General features: G+C 40.3%; 17 protein-coding genes and 2 pseudogenes. 16 read left to right on the top strand and 3 right to left on the bottom strand.

The genetic code is table 11. The features are described from left to right. Positions 1-13 precede the first annotated feature (13 nt). The 7 genes and pseudogenes from ABIE66_RS27610 (at position 14) to rbsB (ending at position 7,929) form a co-directional block, all read left to right on the top strand. A complete protein-coding gene (locus ABIE66_RS27610) occupies positions 14-1,825 on the top strand; it encodes an IucA/IucC family protein (protein WP_370016928.1) in 1,812 nt (603 codons plus the stop codon). A 464-nt stretch (positions 1,826-2,289) separates the two neighbouring features. After that, positions 2,290-3,276 carry a LacI family DNA-binding transcriptional regulator gene (locus tag ABIE66_RS27605; protein WP_370016927.1) on the top strand — a complete coding sequence of 329 codons (987 nt, stop codon included), beginning with the start codon at positions 2,290-2,292 and terminating at the stop codon, positions 3,274-3,276. Beyond that, the gene (gene rbsK, locus ABIE66_RS27600) at positions 3,273-4,157 is read left to right on the top strand and encodes a ribokinase (RefSeq protein ID WP_289327169.1); all 885 of its coding nucleotides are present in this window, start codon (positions 3,273-3,275) and stop codon (positions 4,155-4,157) included. Before ABIE66_RS27605 ends, rbsK begins: the two co-directional genes overlap by 4 nt. Next, complete coding sequence (gene rbsD, locus ABIE66_RS27595; protein WP_289314177.1) at positions 4,154-4,546, top strand: D-ribose pyranase; 393 nt, start codon at positions 4,154-4,156, stop codon at positions 4,544-4,546. Before rbsK ends, rbsD begins: the two co-directional genes overlap by 4 nt. 18 nt (positions 4,547-4,564) lie before the next feature. Beyond that, entirely contained in the window at positions 4,565-6,046 is a 1,482-nt protein-coding gene (locus ABIE66_RS27590; RefSeq protein ID WP_370016926.1) for a sugar ABC transporter ATP-binding protein, read from the top strand. Position 6,047: 1 nt separating this feature from the next. Then, positions 6,048-6,992: an ABC transporter permease gene (locus tag ABIE66_RS27585; protein ID WP_289327167.1), complete on the top strand. Its 945-nt coding sequence runs from the start codon at positions 6,048-6,050 to the stop codon at positions 6,990-6,992. 15 nt (positions 6,993-7,007) lie between these two features. Further along, a pseudogene (gene rbsB / locus ABIE66_RS27580) lies at positions 7,008-7,929 on the top strand (ribose ABC transporter substrate-binding protein RbsB). A 204-nt stretch (positions 7,930-8,133) separates the two neighbouring features. Here rbsB and gdhA read toward each other — a convergent pair. After that, positions 8,134-9,516 carry an NADP-specific glutamate dehydrogenase gene (gene gdhA, locus ABIE66_RS27575; RefSeq protein WP_370016925.1) on the bottom strand — a complete coding sequence of 461 codons (1,383 nt, stop codon included), beginning with the start codon at positions 9,514-9,516 and terminating at the stop codon, positions 8,134-8,136. Positions 9,517-9,669: 153 nt separating this feature from the next. Between gdhA and gltC the strand changes: the two genes are divergently transcribed. The 3 genes from gltC to ABIE66_RS27560 all read left to right on the top strand — a co-directional run bounded on the left by gltC (position 9,670) and on the right by ABIE66_RS27560 (position 13,272). Then, entirely contained in the window at positions 9,670-10,575 is a 906-nt protein-coding gene (gltC, locus tag ABIE66_RS27570) for a glutamate biosynthesis transcriptional regulator GltC (protein WP_370016924.1), read from the top strand. Between the two features lie 396 nt (positions 10,576-10,971). Continuing rightward, a complete protein-coding gene (locus ABIE66_RS27565) occupies positions 10,972-11,964 on the top strand; it encodes a PTS sugar transporter subunit IIC (protein ID WP_289327418.1) in 993 nt (330 codons plus the stop codon). Between the two features lie 108 nt (positions 11,965-12,072). Further along, the gene (locus ABIE66_RS27560; protein ID WP_370016923.1) at positions 12,073-13,272 is read left to right on the top strand and encodes a class I SAM-dependent rRNA methyltransferase; all 1,200 of its coding nucleotides are present in this window, start codon (positions 12,073-12,075) and stop codon (positions 13,270-13,272) included. A gap of 83 nt (positions 13,273-13,355) precedes the next feature. On the opposite strand, the gene ABIE66_RS27555 is transcribed toward ABIE66_RS27560, so the two are convergent. Both ABIE66_RS27555 and ABIE66_RS27550 read right to left on the bottom strand, forming a co-directional pair. After that, on the bottom strand, positions 13,356-14,027 hold the full coding sequence (locus tag ABIE66_RS27555) for a lysoplasmalogenase (protein ID WP_370016922.1): 672 nt from the start codon (positions 14,025-14,027) through the stop codon (positions 13,356-13,358). A gap of 136 nt (positions 14,028-14,163) precedes the next feature. Next, positions 14,164-15,426, bottom strand: a complete 1,263-nt coding sequence (locus ABIE66_RS27550; RefSeq protein WP_289314186.1) for a dicarboxylate/amino acid:cation symporter — start codon at positions 15,424-15,426, stop codon at positions 14,164-14,166. 168 nt (positions 15,427-15,594) lie between these two features. Here ABIE66_RS27550 and ABIE66_RS27545 point away from each other — a divergent pair. The 6 genes and pseudogenes from ABIE66_RS27545 to ABIE66_RS27520 all read left to right on the top strand — a co-directional run bounded on the left by ABIE66_RS27545 (position 15,595) and on the right by ABIE66_RS27520 (position 23,819). Further along, positions 15,595-16,405, top strand: a pseudogene (locus ABIE66_RS27545) (alpha/beta fold hydrolase). Positions 16,406-16,651: 246 nt separating this feature from the next. Continuing rightward, positions 16,652-18,064, top strand: coding sequence for a glucuronate isomerase (gene uxaC, locus ABIE66_RS27540; protein WP_370016921.1), 1,413 nt, complete (start codon positions 16,652-16,654; stop codon positions 18,062-18,064). Between the two features lie 121 nt (positions 18,065-18,185). Beyond that, complete coding sequence (locus ABIE66_RS27535) at positions 18,186-19,565, top strand: glycoside-pentoside-hexuronide (GPH):cation symporter (protein ID WP_289327159.1); 1,380 nt, start codon at positions 18,186-18,188, stop codon at positions 19,563-19,565. 166 nt (positions 19,566-19,731) lie between these two features. Beyond that, on the top strand, positions 19,732-20,733 hold the full coding sequence (locus ABIE66_RS27530) for a LacI family DNA-binding transcriptional regulator (protein ID WP_289327158.1): 1,002 nt from the start codon (positions 19,732-19,734) through the stop codon (positions 20,731-20,733). A gap of 108 nt (positions 20,734-20,841) precedes the next feature. Further along, positions 20,842-22,311, top strand: a complete 1,470-nt coding sequence (locus ABIE66_RS27525; RefSeq protein ID WP_370016920.1) for a tagaturonate reductase — start codon at positions 20,842-20,844, stop codon at positions 22,309-22,311. Between the two features lie 14 nt (positions 22,312-22,325). Next, positions 22,326-23,819 (top strand): UxaA family hydrolase, encoded by a 1,494-nt coding sequence (locus ABIE66_RS27520; RefSeq protein WP_370016919.1) that lies wholly within the window; start codon positions 22,326-22,328, stop codon positions 23,817-23,819. Positions 23,820-23,953 lie beyond the last annotated feature (134 nt).

Below are 23,953 nucleotides of genomic sequence, written 5' to 3'. Positions count from 1 at the left end.
AGGGAAGCATTGTATGCAGTTCATAAATGAAGTGGAACAGGCGGTTTCAGAAAAAAATTGGTCGATAGTAAACCAAAACCTGCTGGCCAAGATGATTTCTGAGTATATGTATGAAGATATGATCAAACCAGCTGTCTTGAACGAAAATGCAGCAGGAAACCTATATGAGTTAAAGATAAATGAGGGGAGATCTTATCAATTTTTGGCTTCACCCCGTCTTTTTGACAGCTATGAAGTACAGGCTGAGTCGATCCAGGTATATGAAACGGAAGGTTTTACACAGGCCAATGATGCTATTCAATTCATTTTGGACATCCAGCCGGTAATTGGGATGACTGCAGAAACAACAGGACATTTAATCAAGGAATTCCATCATACGCTGCTTGCGGACCTCCAATTGCTATCCAAACCTGAACAAGACGCGGATGATTTGGTCGAACTGGACTATGCTTTACTTGAAGGGGAAATGAGCGGTCACCCTTGGATTGCTTATAACAAGGGAAGAATCGGTTTCGGTTTTGATGATTATTTGAAGTTTGCTCCAGAAAACCAGAAGGAAGTTCAGTTATCATGGATTGCGGTCCATAAAACGAGGGGTGAGTTCAATTCCATTGAAAAGTTGTCTTATAAGCAATTGATGGAGAATGAACTGGATGAGGAAACCCAAAAATCATTTGCAAAAAGATTGACAGAGAAAGGCCTGAAGTCAGAAAACTATTTCTACCTCCCAGTCCATGAATGGCAGTGGAAAAATGTAATCATCCAGAATTTTACCGATGACTTGGCTAAAGGGTTGATTGTAGCTATGGGAAATGGTCCTGATGAGTATCTTCCGCAACAATCAATTCGGACATTTGTTAATGTGTCGAATAAGAATAAACACCACGTCAAGCTGCCGATGAGCATTTTAAATACGCTAGTCTACCGTGGATTACCAGCGGAGCGCACAGTCATTGCTCCAAAAATCACAGCGTATATTAAGAACATTTATGAAAATGATTCATTCTTGAAGGAAGAATGCAAAGTAGTGCTTCCAGGTGAAGTGGCCAGTTTAAACGTTGACCACCCGTATTTTTCCAAGCTGGAGAATGTACCCTATCAATATTTGGAGATGCTAGGCGGTATTTGGAGAGAAAGCATATACAGTTATATGGAAGAAGGCGAAAAGCCCATTACACTTGCTTCCCTTTTACATGTGGACTACAAAGGGAAGCCATATGTGGAGAGCCTTATTGAAAAATCCGGATTGACTGCGGAAGCCTGGACAGCTCAATTATTCGATGTCATTCTATCACCACTATTACATATTATCTATCAATATGGATTGGTCTTCTCGCCGCATGGTCAAAATACCATTTTAGTTTTGAAGGATTACAAGCCTCATCGTTTGGCCATCAAGGATTTTGTGGATGATGTAAACGTCAGTGATCAGCCGCTTCCTGAATTGAGTAAACTTCCTGATGATTTAAGAAAAGTATTAAGAAGTGAAACCCCTGAAGGACTGGTTCAATTCATTTTCACGGGACTATTCATCTGTCATTTCCGTTACTTGTCAACACTCCTGATGAAGAGGTCCCTTTTGGATGAGAATGTCTTTTGGGAAGGCGTCGCTCAAACAATCCTTACACATCAGAAAAAATTCCCTAGGTTACAGGATCGTTTCGATATATTCAATTTCTTTGCGCCAAAATTAACAAAACTTTGCCTGAATAGAAATCGGATGCTTCAATATGGATATAGCGATGGTGAAGACCGTCCGCATGCATCTGAGTTTGGGCATGTGAATAATGCCCTTTATGAAAAGTTACCTGCAAAAACGCAATAAAGTTAAACTGGCTCAGACTTTTGAGCTATTTTCAGACTGTAGACGAACTCGATAAGAATTGAGTATGTCTACAGTTTTTTTGGATTTTTAAATTTTGACCGTTGATTTCCGCTTCAGGCACTCGCTTTCCGCGGGAGGTCCGCCCGCGGGGGTCTCCCTTGGACGCGTATTCCCGCAGGGGCCTCGTACCTTCCGTTCCAACAGTTAGGTAGAACTCCTATTGCCTACCAAATAGAAGTATTAAATAAATCTAGAGGTAATGAGGATGTAAAACCTATATATGCAAAACGGAAAGAGACGATAGAGTCCGATAATTATTAAAAATGTACGCATTAAAAAGGATTGGGTTATCCGGCTTGATTCAAACTACCTAAAATTTTTCTTTGGAATAGGGCTTGCCGTTCATATAAATTGGTGATAAGCTATTGTGTAAACGGTTACACAAAATTATTGAGGTGGATATATTGGCAACTATTCGGGATGTTGCAAAGGAAGCTGGGGTTTCTGTGGCAACGGTTTCCAGAGTTATGAATGGCAGTGGTTATGCACATGAGGACACAAAAAAGGTGGTCATGGCAGCTGTTGAAAAATTAAATTATAAACCGAATGAAGTGGCAAGATCCCTTTATAATCGTAAATCCAAATTGGTTGGTTTGATTTTGCCAGACATTACGAATCCCTTCTTCCCTGAAATGGCAAGAGGTGTCGAGGATTATCTGCAGCAATTCGGGTATCGATTAATCTTTGGGAATAGCGATGAAAAGAGAGATAAAGAAATAGAATATATTGACACTTTTCTTCAGAATAATGTAGTGGGCATGATTGCTTCAACCAGTGAAGAAGCCAATGAAAATTTTGATAACCTGGAAATTCCAGTTGTCCTTCTTGACCGTACAGCAGAAAAATTACCAGCTGTTTATTCCGATCAAAAGACAGGCGGTAAGCTCGCAGCACGCGTATTGCTTGATAGAGGCAGTACAAATATCGTCCTCATCAGGGGACCAGTCGAAATAAAACCTGTATATGAACGGTACATGGCAGCATTGGAAGAATTGAAACAAGCCGAAGTGAATGTGCAAGTCATGGATTCATCCCTCACTCTTCAGGGCGGCCAAATTTGCGTGAGACAGCTGTTCGAGCAATATCCGGAAACGGATGGAATCATTGCTTGCAATGATATTGTTGCAGCTGCCGCACTTCAAGAGATTTTAAAACGGGGAATACGGATTCCGGAAGACATACAATTAATAGGCTATGATGATATCGCCTTCACTGCGTTATTGCACCCACCGTTATCGACAATTCGGCAGCCAGCCTACGAGATGGGGGCACAAGCCGCGGAAATGCTAATTAAAAAGATCAATCAGGAAAAATTGGAAGTGACGCACAAAAAGCTCCCTGTTTCTTTTGTGGAGAGACAAACAACGAGAAGAAAGGCGGAGAAGGCATGATTAGAATTACAGTAGTGGGAAGTTCCTCAATGGACTTAGTGGTGACATCAGCTAAGCGGCCAATAGCAGGGGAAACGGTTTTAGGAGAGTCGTTCATCACGGTTCCTGGAGGAAAAGGAGCCAATCAGGCTGTGGCTGCTGCCCGACTTGGTGCTGAAGTATCCATGGTTGGATGTGTAGGTGATGATGTCTATGGTGAGATTATTTTAGAAAACCTGAAAAAAAATCATATAAACACGGAGTATGTGGAACCGGTTACAGGTACTGCCTCCGGTACAGCACACATTACCCTTTCAGAAGGTGATAACAGTATTATTGTCGTAAAAGGTGCAAATGATTTCATTACTCCTGAATATGTACAAAAGGCGAAAAAGGTCATTGAGGAGTCGGATATCGTGATGGTTCAGCAGGAAATTCCTGAGGAAACGGTGGAATTTCTGGCTGAATTGTGCAACACGCTTCAAAAGAAATTACTTTTGAACCCAGCTCCAGCCCGCAAGCTAAGCGAGGCTGTCATTCAACAGGCATCATTCCTTACGCCGAATGAACATGAGTTCGAAATACTTTTTAATGGCCGGGATCGAACGAAAGTCTTGACTGAGTATCCAAATAAATTATTCATTACCGAAGGGAAAAATGGCGTCCGTTATTTTGACGGGCATGAAGAAAAGGTCGTTCCAAGCTTTGTAGTGGAAGCAGTGGATACAACAGGGGCAGGCGATACATTCAATGCTGCCTTTGCGGTGGCTGTTGCAGAAGGAAAAAGTTTTGACGAATGCTTGTTATTCGCGAACCGGGCAGCCTCGATTTCCGTGACGAAGTTAGGCGCTCAAGGCGGCATGCCGCAAAGGAAAGAAGTCGAAAGGGGCCTTGAAGCATGAAACGTCAAGGAATCATCAATAGTTCAATAGCCAAGGTCCTGGTTGACCTTGGTCATACGGATTATATTGTCGTGGGTGATGCGGGGCTGCCGGTACCATCGGGAGTTTGCAAGATAGATTTAGCTTTGACGCCTGGAACACCATCTTTTCAAGATGTCGTTCGAGCCGTTCACGAAGATATGGTTGTTGAAAAAGTTATCGCTGCCACTGAAGTGAAGGATAAAAACCCAGAACAGCATCAATATTTGGAGCAGCAATTCGGGGAAGGGATTGAATATGTTTCCCATGAGGATTTTAAAAGGCTGACAAGTAACGCGAAAGCAATAATCCGGACTGGGGAGACGACGCCGTATTCAAATTGCATATTGCAGTCTGGAGTATTCTTTTAAAGAAAAGAGATGATGAGCATGCAAATCGAAATGCACAATATTTATAAAGCATTTGGTCAAAACAAGGTATTGGAAGGTGTTCATTTTTCTTTAGAGGCAGGAGAAGTACATGCACTAATGGGGGAGAATGGAGCGGGGAAATCAACCTTGATGAACATTTTGACCGGGCTGCATAAACAAGACCAAGGAACGATCGAGATTAACGGTAAAGAAACCTCATTCAAGGATTCAAAGGAAGCGGAAGAGGCGGGAATGGCCTTTATCCGTCAGGAATTGAATATTTGGCCAGAGATGACCGTGCTGGAGAATCTATTTATCGGCAGGGAAATGGTAAATACCTTCGGTGTCCTAAAGACGAAACAAATGAAAGCGTGTGCAAACGAGATTTTTAAAACACTTAATATTTCCCTTCCTTTTGATAAGGAAGCCGGCCTTTGTTCTGTCGGGGAACAGCAAATGATTGAAATTGCCAAGGCGCTTATGACGGATGCCGAAGTCATCATCATGGACGAGCCCACAGCAGCTCTGACCGATAGAGAAATAGAGAAGCTCTTTGAAGTGATGAAAGGACTTACTAAAAAGGGTGTATCACTAGTTTATATCTCTCACCGAATGGAAGAAATTTTTGCCATTTGTGACAGGATCACCGTAATGCGTGACGGAAAAACAGTCGATACGAAAAAAATTGCAGATACAAATTTCGATGAAGTCGTTCAAAAAATGGTCGGGCGGGAGTTGGAGGATCGTTTTCCTCATCGTGAAGCAAACCCTGGCGACGTAGTCCTCGATGTAAAAGGATTAACTAAAAAAGGGCTTTTTGAAGATATCCATTTCGCAGTACGGCAAGGAGAGATTGTGGGTGTAGCCGGATTGATGGGAGCTGGCAGAACAGAAATAATGCGCGCCCTTTTTGGTGTCGACCAAATAGACAGCGGTGAAATTACCATTGAAGGTAAGAAAGTTACCATACGAAAACCAACGGATGCAGTTCGACACGGCCTGGCCTTCATTACGGAAAATCGTAAAGAAGAGGGGCTGATACTGGACTTTTCAGTAAGGGAAAATATCGGCTTGCCGAATCTGAAAAGCTTTGCTCCTAATGGACTCGTAAAAACGGAGGATGAGAAAAACTTTGCCGAAATGATGATTAAGCGACTTCACGTAAAGACATCTTCAGCTGAAACGATCATCGGCAATCTTTCCGGAGGGAATCAACAAAAGGTGGTAATAGCCAAATGGATCGGCACTTCCCCTAAAGTTTTAATTATGGATGAGCCAACCCGAGGCATAGATGTTGGTGCAAAACGTGAAATTTACGAATTGATGAATGAATTGACGGAGCGAGGCATCGCCATCATCATGGTTTCGTCAGAACTTCCGGAAATCATTGGAATGAGTGATAGAATCCTTGTGGTTCACGAAGGTGAGATTTCTGGGGAATTGTTAAAGCAGGAAGCGACGCAAGAAAAAATTATGGCATTGGCGACAGGAGGGAACTAGGATGAAACTTGAGGCTACAGGGAAAAGCGGGATTTGGCAGAAATTTGGTCCGTTACTTGCCCTGGTACTTTTATTTATCGTAATAACCGTTTTAAATCCATCATTCATGGAACCGAATAATATTTTGAATTTATTGCGTCAAACCTCCATCAATGCACTTATTGCATTTGGAATGACCTTTATCATATTGACAGGTGGCATCGACTTGTCCGTCGGTTCCATTTTAGCTCTATCCAGCGCACTTATGGCGGGCATGATGGTCTCGGGAATGGATCCTATTTTAGCAATATTAGTAGGCATTCTGCTAGGTGCAATAATGGGTATAATCAATGGGATTCTCGTTTCAAAAGGAAAAATGGCCCCTTTCATCGTTACATTGGCCACCATGACGATATTCCGGGGATTAACGCTTGTGTATACGGATGGAAAGCCGATTACTGGAATTGGCGATTCTGAAATGTTCCAGATGCTTGGGAGAGGATACTTCCTGGGACTGCCAGTACCGGCTGTTGTGATGGTCATCGCTTTCTTAATCCTATGGTTCCTGCTCCATAAAACATCCTTTGGCCGTAAAACATATGCAATTGGCGGAAATGAAAGGGCTTCCCGCATTTCGGGGATTAAAGTTGACCGAGTCAAGGTGGCCATATATGGTCTGGCCGGTACGATGGCAGCAATTGCCGGTGCCATTTTAACATCCCGTTTGAATTCGGCACAGCCGACGGCAGGCCAATCCTATGAAATGGATGCCATCGCAGCCGTGGTGCTGGGTGGAACGAGCCTTTCAGGCGGTAAAGGGCGGTTGTTCGGTACGCTGGTGGGTGTCCTGATCATCGGTACCTTGAATAACGGCATGAATTTGCTTGGTGTATCCTCTTTTTACCAGCAAGTGGTAAAAGGTGCAGTTATATTAATCGCGGTCTTACTTGACCGTAAAAAATCATAAGAAGAGGTGTAATCAATGAAAAAAATAGTATCGATCATCATGGTTCTTTCTTTAATGGTCTTAGCTGCCTGTTCAATGGATTCTGGTCTAAAAAGATGATAAAAAAGAAAAGAAAGACTCCATGAAAGACGTGAAAGTCGGAGTCAGCATCTCAACTTTAAACAATCCATTCTTCGTTTCCTTAAAAGATGGTATTGAAAAAGAAGCAAAAGAAAAAGGCATGAAAGTTACAGTTGTTGACGCCCAGGATGATACAGCAAAACAGATTAGCGGAATTGAAGATTTAATTCTTCAAGAGGTTGATGTCCTTCTTGTGAATCCAACTGACTCTGCGGCAATAACTTCAGCCGTTCAAGATGCAAATGATGCGGGCATTCCCGTTATCACGATTGACCGCTCTTCAGACGAAGGTGACATTGAAACGTTCATCGCTTCCGATAATGTGGCTGGCGGTGAAATGGCTGCAGAATATCTAGTTAAAGAGCTGGGCGAAAAAGCGAAAGTAGTGGAACTTGAAGGGGTATCCGGCGCATCTGCAACTCGTGAACGCGGGAAAGGTTTCCACAATATTGCGGACAAGCAGTTAGATGTCCTGACAAGCCAAACGGCGGAATTCGACCGGACAAAAGGGCTTAACGTCATGGAAAATATCCTCCAAGGCAATAATGACATCCAAGCGGTATTCGCCCATAATGATGAAATGGCACTTGGGGCCATTGAAGCAATCAAGGCAGCAGGAAAAGACATCATCGTGGTTGGTTTTGACGGAAATGATGATGCATTGAAAGCAGTTGAAAACGGTGAACTAAAAGCTACAATCGCCCAACAACCGGCACTTATCGGTGAAGAAGCGGTTAATGCGGCTGAGAAAATCTTAAAAGGCGATAAAGTGGATGACACAATATCCGTTCCATTGAAATTGGTCACCAAAGAATAATGTCTGCAAACCATGAGAGTGCCAGAACTTTTCCGGCACTCTTTTTTTTATAGTAAGAAAGAAATGTTTTAATCTCATTGATGTTATCTGAGTGTGGATATTCAGCTTGAATTGAGATGAATAAGAGGGTAAAAAAAAGTGAGATCATTCTTTTACAAAAGTAAGGCGGCCCCTGTCGGAACCGCCTCCTAAATCAACCGATTGCTAGAGTATACCTTGAGTCAGCATTGCATCCGCCACTTTAAGGAATCCGGCAATATTGGCCCCAATAACTAAGTTACCAGGCTCACCATATGCTTCTGCAGCTTCTACACTGTTTTTATAGATGTTTTTCATGATTTGATGCAGCTTGTCATCGACATCTTCAAAAGTCCAAGGCATTCTTGCGCTGTTTTGGGCCATTTCGAGTGCAGACACGGCTACGCCGCCTGCATTGGCCGCTTTTGCTGGCCCAAAAAGGATGCCATTATTAATGAATACTTCAATGGCCTCAAGGGTTGAAGGCATATTAGCACCCTCACCGACTGCCTTCACATTATTTTTGATCAGTAATTTTGCTGCTTCTTCATCGATTTCATTTTGTGTGGCACAAGGAAGTGCGATGTCGCATGGTACAGACCAAATGCCGTAGCTTCCTTCATGGTATACAGCTTCCGGGTGTGCATCGACATATTCGCTCAATCGTTTTCGTTCCACTTCTTTTAAACGTCTGACTGTATCCAGGTTTAGACCGTTTTCATCATATATGTAGCCATTGGAGTCACTGCAAGCAACAACTTTAGCTCCCAATTGTGTAGCTTTCTCAATGGCATGAATCGATACATTGCCAGATCCGGAAATAACGACAGTGCTGCCACGGAATTGTAACCCTTTGTCATTAAGCATCTCCTCGACGAAGTAAACCGTTCCATATCCAGTTGCTTCTGTACGGGCCAAGCTTCCGCCATAACTTATTCCTTTACCAGTTAAAACACCGGCATGGTAGCTGCCTTGAATCTTTTTATATTGACCGAACAGGTAACCGATTTCTCTTGCACCGACTCCGATATCACCAGCTGGTACGTCTGTATCAGGGCCGATATAGCGAGATAGTTCCGACATGAAGCTTTGGCAAAAACGCATGATTTCCGCGTCCGATTTTCCTTTTGGATCGAAGTCTGAACCGCCTTTTCCCCCACCAATCGGCTGGCCTGTAAGAGAATTTTTAAAGATTTGCTCGAAACCAAGAAACTTTATGATGCTGGAATTGACAGTGGGATGGAATCGAAGACCGCCTTTGAATGGCCCGATTGCACTATTGAATTGTACACGAAAACCACGGTTGACTTGAACATTTCCCAGGTCATCAACCCAAGAGACTCGGAAGGTGATCATTCTTTCGGGCTCAACCAGCCTTTCCAATATCCCGCTTTTCATATAATTTGGATGTTTTGCAAAAACGGGGACCAATGAAAGGAATATCTCCTTTACGGCTTGATGAAACTCACTTTCGTGAGGATTACGCTCCTTTACCTGTGCGTATACTTGACTTACGAACTCCCTAGCAACTTGTAAATCCTCATGCTCGACTTCTTGTGAAGTGGTCATTGTTCTCTCTCCTTTAGTAAAGTCAAAAAATATTAATTAGGGTAAGCTTATCGGTTTTATATAATACTTTCATGATATAATTTAAAAGTGAAATAAACAATCTGAATATTAGATAAATAACATGCTGTTTTGATATGAAAGAGGGAGCTTAGCTTGGAATTAAGGCAAATCGAATATTTCATTGAAGTGGCAAAGCGTGAACATATGACGGAAGCAGCAGTGGACTTGCATGTTGCCCAGTCTGCTGTCAGTCGCCAAATTTATAATTTAGAAGAAGAATTGGGCGTGCCCCTATTTATCCGGGAAGGCCGAAAGATTAGATTGACGCCTATTGGACATACATTTTTAGCCCATATGGAACAAGCTATGGATATAATCAATCGTGCTAAGCGTGAGATGGCTGAAAGTCTGGATCCAGAAAAAGGGACAATCCGCATTGGCTTTCCCAGCAGTTTAGCTTCTTATATATTGCCAAGGGTCATTTCCGATTTTAGGGAAAGTTATCCGCTGGCGAAATTCACATTGAAACAAGGTTCATATCGCTACCTGATAGATTCGGTGATAAAAGGTAACATAAACATGGCCTTGATTGGCCCCCTGCCGGTGAATGAAAAGAAAATCAAAGGAGAAACGCTATTTATTGAGAATTTAGTTGCCCTTTTACCAGAAAGCCATCCTTTGGCCTTGAAGAAGTCATTATCATTAAATGAGCTTCAAGGAAACCCGTTCATCGTATATCCAAAGGGCTATGTTTTAAGGGATCTCGTTATGAAAGCATGCAGACTGCATGGTTTCGAACCGGAAGTGGCATTTGAAGGAAAAGATACTGATGCTATAAAAGGCCTAGTGGCAGCAGGTCTGGGTATAACCTTGATTCCTGAGATTTCCTTGATTGATAGCTTGCCTCGCTTTACGGTTAAATTGCCGCTGGAGGATCCAGCTGTAACCAGGGCTGTAGGGGTCATCGTTCCGACTGATAGGGAACTGATGCCAACGGAGAAATTGTTTTACCAATATTTAAAGGATACTTTTGTAAAATTGGAAGGGTTTCAAAAATAGGATGGGTATCTATTAGAATAGTCATAAATCCAGCTAGTGAGAGAATCCTTAATCGGGTTCTTTTTTTGTCGCAAATGTATCGAAATATCTCCATGTAGCACCTCCTTAAAAGGGATTTTTTTTATTTTGAAATAATACAATCCTAGTTTTTATTGGATGAAAATGCGTTAAACTCATATTTATGAAAACGCTTTTATTTTATTAGTATAAAAATACTACTTACATTATCAGAAAATTCATGTTATTATACGAGCAGACATTATACGTAGCGGTGATATACTTAATAGGCTTAAATTAAAGATATATATTTTTTTTTCGATTTTTTTAAATTGAATATTCTGATAATTAATAAGGAGTGGAGATAAAGTGAGCAGGAAAGAATACATCAGTAATAGAATGTACAAGGCATCAACAGGGATAGCCAACGCAGTTTTGGTTACATTAGGGATCGGGTTATTGTTTGAATCCATAGGAGGATATTTAGGTTGGGAGGTCTTCCTGGCAATAGGCGGGGCCGCAAAGGTCTTGCTAGCCCCAGCTTTAGGAGCAGGAATCGCTTATCAGCTAGGAGGAAATTCATTAATTATCTTTAGCGCCATGGCTTCAAGTGCAGTTGGCGGTGCCGCCATTAACAGAACTGCTGAGGGTGCCTTCACGATTGTTACAGGACAGCCACTAAGTGCTGTATTGGCAGCTGTAATTGCAACATATGTAGGTAAGCGTATAATTGGCAAAACAAAGTTGGACATCATGGCCATCCCAATGGGAGCAGTTCTTGTCGGTGGAGTTTCAGGATATGGCCTGGCTCTTGTCACCACTCCGCTCCTAACATGGATAAGCAGTCAAACCACCGCTGCGGTCGAGGGTTCTCCATTAATCGGGTCCATGGTCATCGCCTTGGTATGGAGCATTTTATTGATGACACCAGCGTCTTCCGCTGCACTGGCAATCGCCTTGCAATTAGATCCCGTTTCCAGTGCGGCAGCTTTGATCGGATGTACCGTTCAGTTTGTTGGGTTCACTGTCATGTCTTATAAAGATAATGATATGGGTGGGTTCCTTGCCCAGATGGTCGTTACGCCAAAAGTTCAATTTCCTAACTTAATCAAAAAACCATTATATGTCGTCCCGCCTTTTGTAGCGGCAATCATTTGTGCCCCAATCGCTACCTTGGCATTCGATTTTCAAGTACCGTATGAACTTGGAGGCATGGGGTTAAGTTCAATGATTGCCCCGATTGCCATCATAACTGGTCAAGGGCTGTACACGTTCTTGGTTTATGTGGCAGTGGGTATGGTATTGCCAGCTGTAATCACACTTGCCTTACATCGGGTATTGAAGATGATGGGCAAAGTTAAGCCAGGCGATCTCCATTTAGAAGTATCATGATCAAGTTTTCGGGAAACCAGCCTGGTTAAGGAACCAGGCTGGTTTTTATTTATAAAGGGATTAGGGTAAAATGGGAAGGTAAGCATTTGCATAGATAGGATGATATATATGGGAAATGAAATAGATATAAAAGTGAAAGCTAAGTTCGTGAGTAAAATCGGCAAGGGTTTTCCCTTGATTGTTAAAGAGTCGATAGCCAACCTTAATGACCTTCAGGAAGAGGGATCTTTAGTGCGGTTGGTGGATGAAAACAACCGTTTTCTAGCAAAAGGATATTATGGTAAACAGAATAAGGGCTATGGTTGGGTATTGACCCGAAGAGAAAATGAAAAGATCGATCAAACCTTCTTTAACGGCAAAATCCAGGCAGCATATGAATTCCGAAAGTCTTTTTTTGAAGATACAGAGACTACGGCTTTCCGCTTGTTTAATGGGGAAGGTGATGGAATTGGCGGTTTAATCATTGATCATTATGATGGTCACTATGTGATTAGCTGGTATAGCAAAGGGATATATTCCTTTAAAGACTACATCATTAAGGCATTGCAGGATACGGTTGAAGTCAAATCGATTTATCAGAAGAAACGCTTTGATACAAAGGGGCAATACGTGGATGAAGACGATTTTGTCATGGGTGAACAACCGGAATTTCCGCTTCTCGTAAAGGAGAATGGAGTAAATTTCGCTGTTTACCTGAATGATGGGGCAATGGTCGGTGTCTTCCTTGATCAACGCGATGTCAGAAGGAAAATCCGGGATGAATACGTAAAAGGGAAAACCGTCTTGAATATGTTCTCCTACACTGGGGCATTTTCCGTGTTTGCCGCTTTAGGCGGTGCTGTTAAAACAACTAGTGTCGACCTGGCGAATCGCAGCTTACCAAAGACGATCGAACAGTTCAGTGTAAATGGAATAGATCCTGAAGCTCAAAATATCGTGGTGATGGATGTATTTAAGTATTTTAAATATGCAGTGAAGAAGGCTTTGAAATTTGAAATGGTCATCCTCGATCCACCCAGCTTTGCCAAATCGAAGAAGTTTACTTTCAGCGCCGGAAAAGACTATACGAATCTATTGAAGGATACCATATCCATTACGGAAGACAATGGGGTCATTATCGCATCAACTAATTGCAGTACGTTCGACATGAAAAAGTTCAAGAGCTTCATTGATATTGCCTTCAAGGAAATGAACGGAAAATACGAGCTCATGGAAGAATTCTCATTGCCGGCTGATTTTAAAACAAGTACGGAATATAAGGAAGGGAACTATTTAAAAGTAGTCTTCATTAAGAAAATTAAAGGATAAAAAAAGGCGTCCACAGTTCAAGCAGAGCTGTGAATGCCTTTTTTCATGAAATTGTTTCATGTGGAACGTACGATTATTCGGATTCACTGGATAGGCAGTTCTCTTTTCGAACCTTTCGATAAATGGAAAGAAGGACTCATGCGAATGCTTCTAGCCATGAAAAACTGAGCTGTATAGTAGGTAAGCATGATCAGTGGATCTGAAAAGGCAACATCTTCGATAAATTTGTTCCAAGATAAAATGGAGTCGGAAATCACGAACAGAACCCCGCCGATGATTGCGGCTGCATTTCCGGTCATAAAAGCCGCCCAACCCATGAGGGAGATGACCGTTACATAACAGATTACAGGGATGATGAGGCTATTTTCACCTTTTTCAATTAAAGCAAGTACAATTTCACGACCAATCCAAGTGGAGTAAATAATAATTGGAAGAATCGTCGCAAATCGAAGCCAAGAAAAGGTCCATAGCTTAAAGAATGCCGAAATATAGAAAAGGTGGCCGATCAAGAAGGCGGAAAGCCCGATGACGAACCAGATTAACAAACCATCACCAAGCATGCAAAAAAATAAACCAAGAAGTATTAAGGATTGGTAACGATCACGCGTTCCCCCTGTTGTGAATGCATAAAGCAAAATCAATAACATGGGAATGACCTTAAACATGATTTTTATGGTTAAAGGCTCCTCCGGTATAAAAAAAATATATAATAGTCCCGTGAAAAGGATGGCAGTCGGTAAGCATTTCATTAGCATTTAATTCCCTCCTTCAATCTTTAATTCTATGTAAGGGGAAGGAACCCCTTGTCAATTAAAGAACTGTTTGAAAGAAAGATGTGAAAATTAAAAAACTGACTCCTGGTTAACCAGGAGTCAGTTTGATGTTATAGAATCATACGGCTTCTTTAACGAATGCTTGTTTTAGCCAGTTTTTACCCTCAACAAGCCTTGTGACAAGCATGGCACAAACCGTGTTTCCTGTTGAGTTAAGCAGTGTAGCGGGAGCATCGATGATGGTGGATATAACGGCAATGATCGGCAGGACTTCAACAGGAAAGCCGAATACACTAAGGATGAGCATTTCCCCAATCATACCGCCTCCAGGAATGGCACCCATAACAGCTCCAACCAAAAAGGCAACGGCAAGTATACTTAAAATGCTTGAAATGCTTGTCATATCCTTTCCAAATAAGCTGAATAGGAAAACGATTTTCAATACCCCGCCGAATACAGAACCATCTTTATGAGTGTTGGCTCCGAGTGGGATGACAGTCTCCGCTATATCCTTTGGCACGCCCATTTTCTTGACCGATTCCAGATTGACTGGAATTGACGCGGCACTGGAACAAGTGGCAATGGCTGTAATGGATGGTGTCAGCGCATTTTTCCAAAATAGTTTAACTCCATCTTTCCCACCTGCGATAAAGGCATACAAAGTGAAGAAGCCGAAATAATAAATTAAGGCTAAGACTAGATAAAGAATGAAAGTGCGAGCATACCCTTCTAAAATCTGCGGCCCAAGCTGGCCGATAATCGCCGCAAAATAAGCACCAAGTCCAATTGGAGCATAGTACATGACGATTTTGACGACTTTCATCATGACAGCTGTACCCGCTGTCAAAAACTCGGTAATCGGTTTTGCTTTCTCACCGACCAGTGCAGTGGAAAGTCCGATTAGAACAGAGAAAACGATAAGTTGAAGCATATTGCTTCTGGAGAACAGTTCTGGAAAATCGGACACCGTTACTGTGTTGACCAATTGACTGAAGAAAGGAACTTCCTCAATGGTCTCTTCAGAGGAACTGTTTTCCATCAGTTCTTTAATGGCTGTTGTATCTGTGCCTTCCAATGGATTGATGATGGTTGTCCCAATAAATCCAATGACGGCAGCTAAAGCGGCTGTAGTCAGGAAAACGACGACGATACTGCCCATGATTTTCCCGAGACGCTTCATTCCGCTCATATTGGCAATCGCTGAAGCAATGCTGAAAAATACCAATGGTACGATGATCGTGAACATCAGATTTAGGAATAAGTCCCCTAGCGGCTGTATGACCGAGGTTTTCTCCCCGAAAACGACGCCCGCTATCCCACCGATAATAATGGCAGTGAGTAGTATTAAAGAGGAACGATAGTTTTTGATAAAGCTCTTCATGAAAATTCCGTCCTTTCAGGATGAATATATCAATAAAAATATACTTCATTATCAACTCTAAAATGAGGTTTGACAATATTTTTTTATATAGGAAGGAATGTTAAAAGATGAAACGCAATAAATAATAATAGGGAATGGATTGTGAAAATACCATGAAGGAGGGATGGAATGGCATATATTGAGGTGGAAGAAGGCGTTCGGTTGTTTTATGAAGAAAAGGGCCAGGGAAGACCAATTATTTTTATCCATGGTGTATGGATGAGCAGCCGGTTCTTTAGAAGGCAGCTTCCGTCCTTCTCAGAAAAATATAGAACGATCTTACTTGATTTAAGAAGCCATGGCCAGTCAAATCATGTTCATTACGGAAATACGGTCTCCGTTTATGCAAAAGATCTTCATGCGTTCATTGCTAAACTGGGATTAAAGGATGTCATACTCGTAGGCTGGTCCATGGGGGCTTTTGTCGTTTGGGATTATCTGAAGCAATTCGGTGAAGGAAATATTCATTCAACTGTGATTGTGGATGAATTGGCCTCTGATTTTAAGTGGCCCGATTTTAACATTGGTGCATTTGATATGGACACATTGATTGCCTTCATGACTGAAATTCAAACGAATCGTTCCCCATTTTTACAAAGTTTCCTTGCCTCCATGTTTAAACAATGAATTATCTGTAGCGGATGCGAGCTGGATGCTTAAGGAAGTGACCAAAATGCCGGAATCCATTGCTAGTGCCATTCTATTTGACCAATCGATTGTTGACTATCGTGAATTCTTGCCAAAAATTAATATTCCCACACTTCTCTGTTTTGGAAGGCATGAAAAAGTGATTCCTGTAGCTGCAGGGGAGCATTTGCATAAAAACATTCCGCATTCCCAACTTGTAATCTTTGAAGATAGTTGCCATTGTCCATTTATGGAAGAAAGCGATTTGTTTAATGAAACCGTTGATTGCTTTATTCGAAAATTAAAAGGGTAAATAGAAAAAGTAAGAAAGGACATGGCAGTAATGCATGTCTTTTCTTGTTTTACAACAACTTTGTTCTGAAATAAAAAAATATTGCAATTTTAGTGAATAGTCAGTAAAATGAATCTATTATTGTTAACGTTAACATAAAACAAATTAAACTTCTATAAACTATTCATGTGTAAAAATGTTAACGATAACATTATTGAGTTTATGACGTTTTATAGCAAATACAAACGAAAAGAAAGTGGTGAAATGATGAAAAAATTTATGGGAGAAGACTTTTTATTAACAAATGAAACTGCGGTGCATATTTACCAAAATTACGCAAAGGATATGCCGATTATTGACTATCATTGCCATTTAAGTCCTCAAGAAATTTATGAAAATAAGACATTCAAAAATATTACTGAAGCATGGTTATATGGGGACCATTATAAATGGCGGGTAATGCGGGCAAATGGTATCTCAGAGGATTATATTACAGGGCAGGCTGATGATTATGACAAGTTTGTAGCATGGGCGAAAACGGTACCAATGACAATTGGAAATCCCTTGTATAATTGGACTCACTTAGAATTACAACGTTTTTTCGATGTATATGATATTTTAAATGAAGAAACGGCCTCTACCATTTGGGAAAAAGTTAATAATTTGTTAAATGGCAGGGGTTTTGGTGCAAGGGATTTAATCTTGAAGTCGAATGTAAAAGTGATCTGTACGACGGATGATCCAGTCGATTCGCTTAAGTACCACAAGCTGCTGATGGAAGATCATGATTTTAATGTAAGCGTTTTACCGAGCTTCCGGCCAGATAAAGCTTTAGAAATTAATCGTAATGGTTATCTCGAGTGGGTAAGTAAATTGGAGCAGGCAGCAGGTCAAAAAATTGTAGACTACGATGACTTCCTTAATGCCTTGGAGTCAAGAATCCACTTTTTCCATTCAATTGGAGGCAGGGTATCCGATCATGCTTTGGATGTAATGGTTTACAAAGAAGCGACTAAAGAAGAGATTGCCGAAATATTCTCGAAAAGAATGCAAGGCGTCGAAGTCTCTCAAGAAGATGAGAAGAAATACAAAACATATACACTTAATTTTTTTGGCGGCATATATGCCAAGTTAGGTTGGACGATGCAATTCCATATAAATGCCCTGCGCAATAATAATTCAAAAATGTATAATCGGCTAGGTCCGGACACCGGTTATGATTCAATGAATGATGATGGAATAGCTAAGCCGCTTGTGAAAATATTGGATGCACTGGACAAAGAAGATGCTCTACCAAAGACGATTCTATATTCATTAAATCCAAATGATAATCATGTCATTGCCAGCATTATTAATAGTTTTCAAGATGGAAAGAAACCAGGGAAAATTCAGTTTGGAACTGCATGGTGGTTCAATGATAATAAGGATGGCATGCTAGAACAAATGAAAGCATTAGCGAATGTAGGACTCTTTAGTCGATTTCTTGGTATGCTGACGGATTCAAGAAGTTTTCTCTCATATACAAGGCATGAGTACTTCAGAAGGCTTGTATGCCAACTAGTAGGAGAATGGGTTGAAAATGGAGAGGTTCCAAATGATATGGATTTATTAGGAAATGTTGTGCAAGGAATCTCATATTATAATGCGAAAAATTACTTTGAATTTGATATAAAAGAATAAATTCAGCTCTCTATTCTTCCTTCTCCCTAGGTAGAATGGAGAGGTTCTGTTGAAAGGTATATCAGTATAAGTATAACTTAGTTTAACTTCGGAACAAAATGTAGATTATCAGGAGGATAATATGAGTACAGTCCTTGCTCAAGAAAAAGATCCGATAGAAGTGAAAAAAGAGAAATTGAGTTTGAAAGAGAAGATATCTTATGGTTTTGGTGATTTTGGAAACGGTTTCATGTTCGATCTCGGTCAACTTTACCTGCTTAAGTTTCTTACTGATATTGCTGGTATACCTGCAGCAGCGGCAGGTACAATTTTCTTGGTCAGTAAACTTTTTGCAGCCATTATGGATCCGATTGTTGGCTCCTCAATAGATTATCGTAAGAACATTGGTAAGCGCGGTAAGTTCAAACCATATTTAATTATTGGAAGTTTAGTATTAGCTATATTTACTGTGCTACTGTTTATATCACCTGAGATATCAATTACAGGAAAACTTATATATGCCTATGCTTTATATATGATTTGGGGCATTGCTTATTCCTTTACCAATATTCCTTATGGTTCACTTGGAGCCGCAATGACACAAAATGCTGAAGATCGGACTTCCCTTGCCACTTTCAGGCAAATAGGTTCATTGGGAGCTTTGTTGATCACTAGTGTCATTGTTATGCCATTGATTGTGAAATTTGAAAATCCTAAAGTAGGTTACCCGGTTGTAATGGGAATAATGTGTATTGTCGGAATCATTGGTTTCTATATTTGTTATCGAAATACAAAAGAAAGAGTTTTGGTTAAAGAGGCGCCAAGAGAAAAATTATCTTTTAAATCTATTATTAAAACATTTGTAACAAATAAGCCCTTATTAACACTGGTACTGATGACGATTTTTTCAATCTCAGCTTATAATATCAAGTCAGCATTATTAATCTATTTTGCACAATATAATTTAGGTAACGTAACCCTAGTGGCTAATATGAGTTTTGTCATTATCGGTTCCTCTTTCATAGGGGTTATCCTAATGCCTAAACTTGTCAAGAAATTCGGAAAAAAGCATACGGCGATGCTAGGATTCGCTATTTGCATTGTTGCTGATTTAATTAATTTCTTTATTCCAACCAATATCTATTCATTTACAATTTTATCTGCAATTGCTTTCATCGGGATCAGTATTCCAAATGGCATAACATGGGCACTTGTATCCGATATCATTGATTATGGTGAGTGGGTTTCAGGAGAGCGTAAAGAGGCAACGACATATTCACTGTTCAATTTTTCAAGGAAATTAGCTCAGTCTTTAGCCGGCTTTCTTTCAGGACTTGGGTTAAGTTTAATTGGTTATGTACCCAATGTGGCTCAAACAGCAGGGACCCTGCTTGGGATCAAGGGCCTACTAACCCTTTACCCTGCAATTGCGCTGACAATAGCCATGCTGATAATTGGAATTTTGTATAAATTAACAGACGAGAAACATGCAGAAATCATTCAAAAACTTGAAACCAGGTAATAGGGATATAAAATGAAAGGTGTAGTTTTGGCAAAGAACCATTTTGCAGATTGCAGGTCCTTACCGTCTCATGGATTTTCTATTAGGGGGATTGCAATCTGGAATTGCCAGATAAACATGGTATGCTAGTAGAAAGTATACTTTGTGATTTTAAAGGATGAGTGGAATGGTGACGATAAAAGATATTGCTAAGATAGCGAATGTATCTCATACGACAGTATCAAGGGCCTTGAATAATAGTCCTTTGATTAAAGAGGATACAAGGAAGAAAATACTGGATCTAGCCTCTCAGCTAAATTATACCCCAAATTATAATGCTAAAAGCTTGGTAATGAAGAAATCACACACAATCGGATTGTTTTTTACAAGCATCTCAAATGGTACATCACCCAGCTTCTTTACAGATACAATCAAGGGAGTCAACAGTGTCATTAATGAGAATTTCAATTTATTTGTACGCGGTATAGATGATTATGAGGATTTTTCAGCTATTAATAGTGGTAGGTTCGATGGGATTATTTTGATGAGCCAAAGTGATGTGGATAATGTTTTTATCTATTATGTATTGGAAAAAAAGATACCTCTTGTCGTGTTAAATAGACAAGTTGATGAAAAGAAACTGATTAATATTTTATCAAATGATTCAGAGGGATCCTATCAAGCGATTGAACATTTGATTCAAAATGGTCATCAGAATATCGCGATTATTGAAGGTAAAGAAGGATTTAAATCGACTAAAAAGCGGAAAGATGGCTTTATAAAGGCATTGATTGATTACGAAATCCCAATCAAAAGTGAATATGCTGTCAAAGGGAATTATGATATGCATAGTGGGTACCAGGCTATGGAAAAATTGCTTACCGTCAAGACGCCACCGACTGCTGTCTTCTGTTCCAATGACGATATGGCCATAGGGGCGATGAATGCTGTTTTTGCATATGGTTTGAAGGTTCCAGAGGATATATCCATTATTGGATTTGACGATATTGGATTTGCCCAATATACAACTCCGCGGTTAACAACTGTAAAAAGACCGATCGAGCAGATAAGTATAAAGGGGGCAGAGAACTTATTATCTCTAATTGGAAACCCTGGGAAACACGGGAAGCGAATTTTTGTGAATACAGAATTAAAGGTGCGAGATTCTGTGAAAAAATTGAAGTCATAAAAAATATGCCCATTTATTTTGAATGTAACTAATAAATGGGCAGTAAAATAAGTCTTATTTTTTTTAAAATAAATGTTCACGTGTGCATTTGAGGAGGAGGAATGTTTAATGGAAAAAATAAGTAAGAAAATCAGTGGGGAGCATCCCTTATACCAGGAAAAAATCCTTCAATTTGGAGAGGGGAATTTCTTAAGGGCATTTGTTGATTGGCAAATTGATGTACTGAATAAAAAAACGGATTTCAAAGGCAGTGTAGTGGTTGTCCAGCCAAGAGGTTCTGAAAAAATTGAGCGTTTGAACGAACAAGATGGATTATTCACTTTATATTTGCAAGGGATTAAAGAGGGAAAAGCTGTTAATGAGCATATGATTGTCAATTCGATAAGCAGAGGCATTGATCTAGTTAAGGACTATGATAAATATGTGGATTTAGCAGGTAGTGAAGAGCTAAGGTTTATTATTTCAAATGCCACGGAAGCAGGAGTTTACTTAGAAACGACTGACAGATTGGAAGACCGTCCTCAAAAAAGTTTTCCAGGTAAATTAACCGCTTTTTTATTTCACCGCTTCCAAGTATTTAAGGGGGATTACCAAAAAGGCTGTGTTATCATCCCGTGTGAATTAATAGAAGAGAATGGAGCTAAGCTTAGAGACATTGTTCTTCAGTTTGCTAGTATTTGGAATCTTGGGGAAGCGTTTGTCGAGTGGATTCTCCACGCCAATACATTCTGCAACAGTTTAGTTGATCGAATCGTACCTGGTTTTCCAAAAGATACGATAGATGAAATCACAGCAGAGTTAGGGTATCAAGATGATTTATTAGTAGTAGGTGAACAATACCATCAGTGGGTCATCGAGGGTCCTCAGTGGATCAAAACGGAATTTCCAATCGATCAAGTGGGTCTAAATACCTTTTTTGTCGATGACTTAACACCATATCGCGTACAGAAAGTGCGAATTCTGAATGGTGTCCATACAGCAATGACCCCTGTTGCCTATCTATCAGGAGTGGAAACAGTGGCAGAGGCGATGGAAGATGATACTACTGGACAATTTATAAAAGAATTGACTTTTGAAGAAATCATACCGACGCTTAACATGCCGACTGAAGAATTGAGAGCCTTTGCAAATGATGTTCTTAACCGTTTTAAAAACCCTTATATTAAGCATTATTTATTGAGCATTAGCTTGAATTCCTTATCAAAATTTAAAACAAGGAATCTCCCGGCATTACTCGATTATGTGGAAAAGAAACAAGAGTTGCCCCGTCGAATGGTTTTTTCCTTGAGTGCTTTACTCATTTTTTATAAAGGTAAAAGGGGAGGAGAAATGATTCCGCTTGAGGATGATTCAAGTGTTCTTGAATTATTTAAGGCGTCGTGGAAATCGGTGGCTGAGGATACCATGAAAGTCGAGGAGCTTGTCGAGACGATTCTTGGGAACCAAGATATTTGGGGGATGGATTTGAATGGAATAAGCGGACTTACGAAATTGGTGGCAGAATATGTACATCAAATTGAAGAGTCAGGTATTAAACCTTCGTTGGAAGCAATGATGAAGGAACAATCCGTAAAATAGGGAGGTCCTTTATCATGAAGGATATTTTTCAAATACATGAAAATGACAATATAGCATTAGCCTTAAGAAAATTATCAAAAGATGAACGCTTCATTATAAATGGAACAGAATTAGTGATAAAGGAAGAGGTTGAAAGAGGACATAAAGTGGCATTAAAAAATCTTCAAAAAGATGATCATGTAATTAAGTACGGTTTTCCAATTGGTCATGTTTTGCAAGAGGTGGAAATTGGCGAGTGGGTCCATACGCATAATACAATAACCAATTTATCAGGTACTCAGGAATATAGCTATGAACGGAAGCTTATAGATAATCCTTTCCATGATGAAAATTTAACATTTAAAGGATATAAAAGGGAAAATGGATCTGTGGGAATCAGAAATGAGCTCTGGATTGTTCCCACAGTAGGATGTGTTAATGGCATTGCCGAGAAAATCATCAAAAGATTTGAAAAAGAGGTAGGGAATATTACACCTTTTGAGAATATGCTTGTCTTTAAACACAATTATGGCTGCTCGCAATTAGGGGATGACCATGAAAATACAAAGCAAATCCTGTTGAATGCAGTGAACCATCCAAATGCGTCAGGCGTTCTCGTACTGGGGCTGGGATGTGAAAATAATGAAATGGTCAAATTCAAAGAAGATCTGGGAAATGTGGATGAAAACCGAATTAAATTTCTTGTATCACAAGACGTGACGGACGAAATAGAGGCTGGAGTAAAGTTAATTAAAGAAATCCATGCCTATGTTCAGGGTGATAAAAGGGAAGACGTTCCATTATCGGAATTGAAAATAGGCTTAAAATGTGGGGGTTCGGATGGATTCTCAGGAATAACGGCTAACCCCCTTTTAGGTAGGTTTTCAGATTTTCTGATAGCACAAGGTGGAACGACCGTCTTAACAGAAGTACCTGAAATGTTCGGGGCGGAAACCATCTTAATGGAACGAGCGAAGAACGAGGATATCTTCCATAAAATTGTTGCCGTAATCAATGATTTTAAAGAGTACTTTTTAAAGTTCGACCAGCCAGTCTATGAAAATCCTTCCCCTGGAAATAAAAAAGGGGGTATTACAACGCTTGAAGATAAATCTTTGGGGTGCACACAAAAGGCGGGATTATCTCCAATTGTCGATGTATTGAAGTATGGGGAAGTGCTGAAAGCGAAGGGCTTAAACCTACTGAGTGCCCCAGGAAATGACTTGATTGCTTCTTCAGCACTCGCTGCCACTGGCTGTCAGATGGTATTATTCACCACTGGACGAGGAACACCGTTTGGGACATTCGTTCCTACGATGAAGGTGTCTACCAATACATCATTATATAAATCTAAACCACATTGGATTGATTTTAATGCAGGTATCTTGTTGGATGATGACATTTCCTCTGAATACATTTTACGGAAATTTATTAATTATATCATTCAAATAGCTAATGGCGAATTTGTAAACAATGAGAAAAATGACTTTAGGGAACTCGCTATTTTTAAAACAGGTGTTACCCTTTAGTATATATTTCAGTTCGTAAAAATCTGGTGAAATGGATAAAGGATGATAAAGTAAGCAAAACACTAACGAGATGATGAAGAAAGGATGCGGGTGGGTAGTGCCTCGCATTCTTTTTTTATTGTAGTAACAACACT

It is taken from the genome of Peribacillus sp. B2I2 (genome assembly GCF_041261685.1).
Lineage (GTDB): Bacteria > Bacillota > Bacilli > Bacillales > DSM-1321 > Peribacillus.
This window is presented reverse-complemented; position numbering and strand designations above follow the sequence as displayed.